The sequence below is a fragment of the Campylobacter concisus genome (genome assembly GCF_902460595.1).
Lineage (GTDB): Bacteria > Campylobacterota > Campylobacteria > Campylobacterales > Campylobacteraceae > Campylobacter_A > Campylobacter_A concisus_BL.
Genome location: NZ_CABPVA010000004.1, coordinates 220,312 through 224,622, shown reverse-complemented (window position 1 = coordinate 224,622; position 4,311 = coordinate 220,312). Strand labels below are relative to the sequence as shown.

Sequence of the window (4,311 nt, the reverse complement as noted above, 5' to 3'; positions counted from 1 at the left end):
ATTTCCTTTATCAAGGTGGTTGGATAGCTCAGTCGGTAGAGCAGCAGACTGAAAATCTGCGTGTCGGCAGTTCGATTCTGCCTCTAACCACCATTTAAACTTTCTTTCAAAATCAATCATTTTAATTTTATCAAATATAGTTTTATTAAAAAGCCTAATTTTACACTTATTTTAAATTTACCAGATCAAATTCAGCCCAAAATTCGCTTCCAGCTCCTGCTTCGCTTTTTACGCCAAGCTTTGCGCCGTGAATTTTAGCTATATTTGCAGCGATGGCTAGCCCAAGGCCACTGCCACTGTTTTGGCTTTTGTTTCTTGAGCTTTCAACTTGATAAAATTTATTCCAGATTAGCTCGCTATCTTTTTTAGAGATGCCGACACCATCGTCTTTTACAGATAAAAGTGCGTGTGTTTTTGTGAGGGTTAAATTTAGCTCGATCTTAGCTTCTGCAAATTTTAGTGCGTTGCTTAAAAAGTTATCCACCAGCCTTGAGATCATCAGCTCATTGCCAAAGATTTGGACATCTGGCGCTACCACGCAGCTAAATTTTAACCCCCTAGCGCTTGCTAGCTTTTCATAGTCGCTGGCTAAATTTTGCAAGATAGAGCTTAAATTTATATCTTTTAGCTCCAAATTTCTGCCAGTTTCTAGCCTTGAAAGCTCTAAAATTTGGTCTATCAGCGAGGTTATCTTTCTTGATTGCCTAGAGATGACCTCCAGCGACTCTTTGGCCTCACCCAAATTTTGTGAGTAATTTTTAGCGTAGTCGCTCTCAGCCATGATGACAGATAGCGGCGTTCGCAGCTCGTGCGAGACGTCTGAGGTGAGCTGTTTTTCGCTTTGATAGACCTTTTCTAGGGAGTCAAGCATCTGGTTAAAAACGCTTGCAAGCGCATGTAGCTCGTCTTTGCCAGTAGGTAGGTCTATGCGCTTTGAAAAGTCCCGGCTACTGCCTATCTCAAGCGCAGTTTTTGACATCGTTGCGACTGGCTTCATCGCGTTTTTTATCGTTTTATAGCCGCCGTAAAGCACAAAAATAAACAAAACCGGCACAAAAACGCCCAGCGCTAGTAAAAACAGCCCCTCTTTTTTAAAAAATTTCTCCGCATTTATCACGCCTCTGACCCAGACCCCTTTGCCTCTAGCTGCGATATCGTAGTAGTAAAAGCGGTTTTCGCCGTTTTCAAAAAGGCGCACTGCACCGCTATTCATTTTAAGTGAAATTTGAAAGTGTTTTGGTGCTAGACCACCGATCACATCGCCTTTTGCGTTATATTTTATAAAAAATATCCCATCATCGTATGGCTCAAATTCATCCATATCATTGGCTATTTTGGTGACTGATTTGGCTAGCTTTTTTTGGCTTACGTCCTCAAAAACTTCATCCGCTACGACCGCTGAGATGGCAATAAGAGCCGCCACGATAACGATGATAAAAAACGAGTACCAAAGCGTTACGCGCGCGGTTATCGGGATGTTTGCAAGTGTTTGCTTAATCCTTAACAACATAACCAAGCCCTCTTTTAGTCTGGATCACCTCGCACTCGCCAAGCTTTTTTCTTATGTTTTTTATAAGCACGTCGATGACGTTTGAGCCACCTGTGTAGTCAAAGTCCCAGACGTGCTCTTTGATCTGGTCGCGAGTTAAAATTCTGCCCTTATTTAGCATCAAAAACTCTAAAATTTCATACTCTTTGCCAGTTAGCTCGACCTGCTCGCCGCTAAATTCGACTGACTTTTTAGAAAGGTCGATCTTTAGCTCGCCTGCGCAAATTTCATTAGCCACATTGCCGCTGTTTCGGCGAATGAGCGTGCGCACTCTAGCTAGCAGCTCCTTAAAGTCAAATGGCTTGACCAAGTAGTCATCTGCACCCGCGTCAAGCCCCTTTACAACGTCGTCCACATCGTCCTTTGCCGTTAGTATCAGCACAGGGGTCGCTAGCTTTGCGGCGCGCGATCTTTGCAAAAATGTAAGTCCGTCCATCACTGGCATCATGAGATCAAGCACGATAAGATCGTAGTGCGCGACGGCAGTAAAGTCCATCGCCTCCTCGCCGTTAAACGCGCTATCTACGCTATATCCGTTTTTCTTTAGGTGCCTTGTGATAACGCTATTTAGGTCCATTTCGTCCTCGACGACTAAAATTTTCATCCCTGCCTCACTTGGTTTTGCCAGCTATTTTATCAAATTTGACTTTTTATCTTTAGATTTAAAATTTCGCCATTTGCTGCGCCTATCTTAAAATCATATAAAAAGCCGTTAAATTTAGCCCTTGCCTCATAAAAATACTCCGCTCCAAGTGTGCCAAAGCTTTGTTTTTTAGCTAGATAGATCGGTGCAAATTCCACCTCGTTTGGCTCTACTTTTAGGCGCTCTGTGACGATCTCTTTAACTTTTTCTGGCAAGATGCAAGCCACTCTTTCAAATTTAGCCTGCTCTTCATTTATCTTTGATAGCTCAGCTCTTTGCGCCTCGTCTTTTAGGCGGTTTGAAGCGTTTAATAGCCACACTCCAGCCTTGCCAGTGTAGATGAGCGCACAAGAGATGCCTTGCATCGAAATTTCAAGCGCATTTTTAAAGAAATTTTGAGCTTTGCATTTTGAGACAGCTTGGCTTATTTTTTTTGCGCTACTGCTTGCCTCGCTTGAATTTTTATATAAATTTTCATGGCTTTGCTCGCTTTCTCTTAAATTTTTGCAACTATTTTTATAAACGCTAGGCTTGGCATTTTTACTTAAATTTTCTCTCGCGCTTTGGCTTGAATTAATGGCTTTTTTATCTAAATTTTCGTTCAAATTTTTCTCTAAACCCTGCTCGCCAACTTTCTCGTTTAAATTTTGATCTAAATTTTCACTCATCTTTTTCACTTTTATAAAATTTAACGTCCAAAAGGGCGCTATATCACTTTGTGAAGTTACCAATTATCTCGCCAGTTTGAGCATTTATGATCACTTTTTTCTCGCTCCTGTCGCGCTTAAGCTCTACTTTGTATATCCAAACACCATTTTTATTATCAAGCTCTGCCTCATCAAGGCTCCAGCCAGCCTCGATCACTTGAGCTTTAGCCACAGCCTTGTCGATACTTAGGGCAAATTTTGAAAAATCTACTACTTCGATCGGCAAGATATGTTTTTTATTTTTATTCTCTACTTTAACGATCTGACCGCTGTTAGCATCGATCTTGATCTCTTGTTTGACACCATCTTTAAATGACTCTATCTTGTAAAAAGTCACGCCCTTTTTGATGTTCATCTCGATGTCTTTGACACTTGAACCTGGAAAGTTTTTCTCAGCTATATTTAAAGCATCTTTTGATGTGATGGCTGCTTGCAAACCTGTCGCTCCTAAAACTGCTGCGCCTAATACCTTTTTCATTTTTGATCCTTTTATTTTTGATTTCCAACTTTCGTTTGGATGAGCACATTATAAAAGCCTAAAATGAAGCTAGGATGAATGAGGGGAAATTTATTTTAACTTCACCAAAGATGAATATCTAGTCATATTTTGTCAACAAATCAGAACGATATACTTTGAAATAGCAAATAAACCTGATCGGAAACAAAGAGGAAAAATACAAAAAAAATAAGAAAACTTAAAATTCTTAAAACATCGTTAAAATTGGAATTTGAAAAGAATATATAAAAAGAAATGGCTCCGGATGCTGGGTTCGAACCAGCGACCAAGTGATTAACAGTCACCTACTCTACCGCTGAGCTAATCCGGAACACTTAAAAGAAGTCGTATTATAGTTAGCAATCATTTAAAAATAGCTTAAATAGCTAAAAATTTTAGCCATTTTCTAATAAATTATATATTTTAAACCACTCAAGAAAATTTGTCTGGGTGGTTTAAAGTTTTGCCAAAACAAGATCGTTTTGTTTTGGCAATTTTATTTAAATAAGAGTTTGTTTAAAACTCTAAACAAGAAGCCTTTTAAAACCTCTTCTTCCTAACATCCTCAACTATAGCTTTAGCCATCTCATCTACTTCTGATGTTACTTCGTTTGCTTGGTTGGCAATTACCACGTTTTCTTTTGTTAGGTGATCTATTTGAGCAACTGATTGATTTATCATATTTATTCCTTCACTTTGCTCTTTGATTGATTCACTCATCTCATTTATTGATTGAGCTAGGACATTTGTATTTGCTTCTATCTCACCTAGAGATTTTTGAGTTCTCTCAGCTAGTTTTCTAACTTCATCAGCCACGACAGCAAATCCTCTGCCGTGTTCTCCTGCACGTGCTGCTTCAATTGCAGCATTAAGAGCAAGTAAATTTGTTTGATCTGCTATATCTCTAATGATAGTT

General features: G+C 39.5%; 5 protein-coding genes and 2 tRNA genes. 1 reads left to right on the top strand and 6 read right to left on the bottom strand.

From position 1 onward, the window contains the following. Window positions 1–17 precede the first annotated feature (17 nt). Window positions 18–93, top strand: a tRNA-Phe gene (locus F3G86_RS08180). 73 nt (window positions 94–166) lie between these two features. Here the strand turns inward: F3G86_RS08180 and F3G86_RS08175 are convergent. From F3G86_RS08175 to F3G86_RS08150, 6 genes are all read right to left on the bottom strand, one after another. Next, complete coding sequence (locus F3G86_RS08175; RefSeq protein WP_149723575.1) at window positions 167–1,510, bottom strand: HAMP domain-containing sensor histidine kinase; 1,344 nt, start codon at window positions 1,508–1,510, stop codon at window positions 167–169. Then, window positions 1,494–2,153 carry a response regulator transcription factor gene (locus F3G86_RS08170; protein ID WP_149723574.1) on the bottom strand — a complete coding sequence of 220 codons (660 nt, stop codon included), beginning with the start codon at window positions 2,151–2,153 and terminating at the stop codon, window positions 1,494–1,496. Before F3G86_RS08170 ends, F3G86_RS08175 begins: the two co-directional genes overlap by 17 nt. Window positions 2,154–2,185: 32 nt before the next feature. Further along, window positions 2,186–2,860 (bottom strand): hypothetical protein, encoded by a 675-nt coding sequence (locus F3G86_RS08165; protein WP_149723573.1) that lies wholly within the window; start codon window positions 2,858–2,860, stop codon window positions 2,186–2,188. A gap of 43 nt (window positions 2,861–2,903) precedes the next feature. After that, window positions 2,904–3,377 (bottom strand): PepSY domain-containing protein, encoded by a 474-nt coding sequence (locus F3G86_RS08160; protein ID WP_149723572.1) that lies wholly within the window; start codon window positions 3,375–3,377, stop codon window positions 2,904–2,906. Between the two features lie 274 nt (window positions 3,378–3,651). Beyond that, window positions 3,652–3,726, bottom strand: a tRNA-Asn gene (locus tag F3G86_RS08155). 209 nt (window positions 3,727–3,935) lie between these two features. Next, window positions 3,936–4,311: methyl-accepting chemotaxis protein (locus F3G86_RS08150; protein ID WP_223228583.1), on the bottom strand; the 376-nt coding region annotated here is incomplete at its 5' end.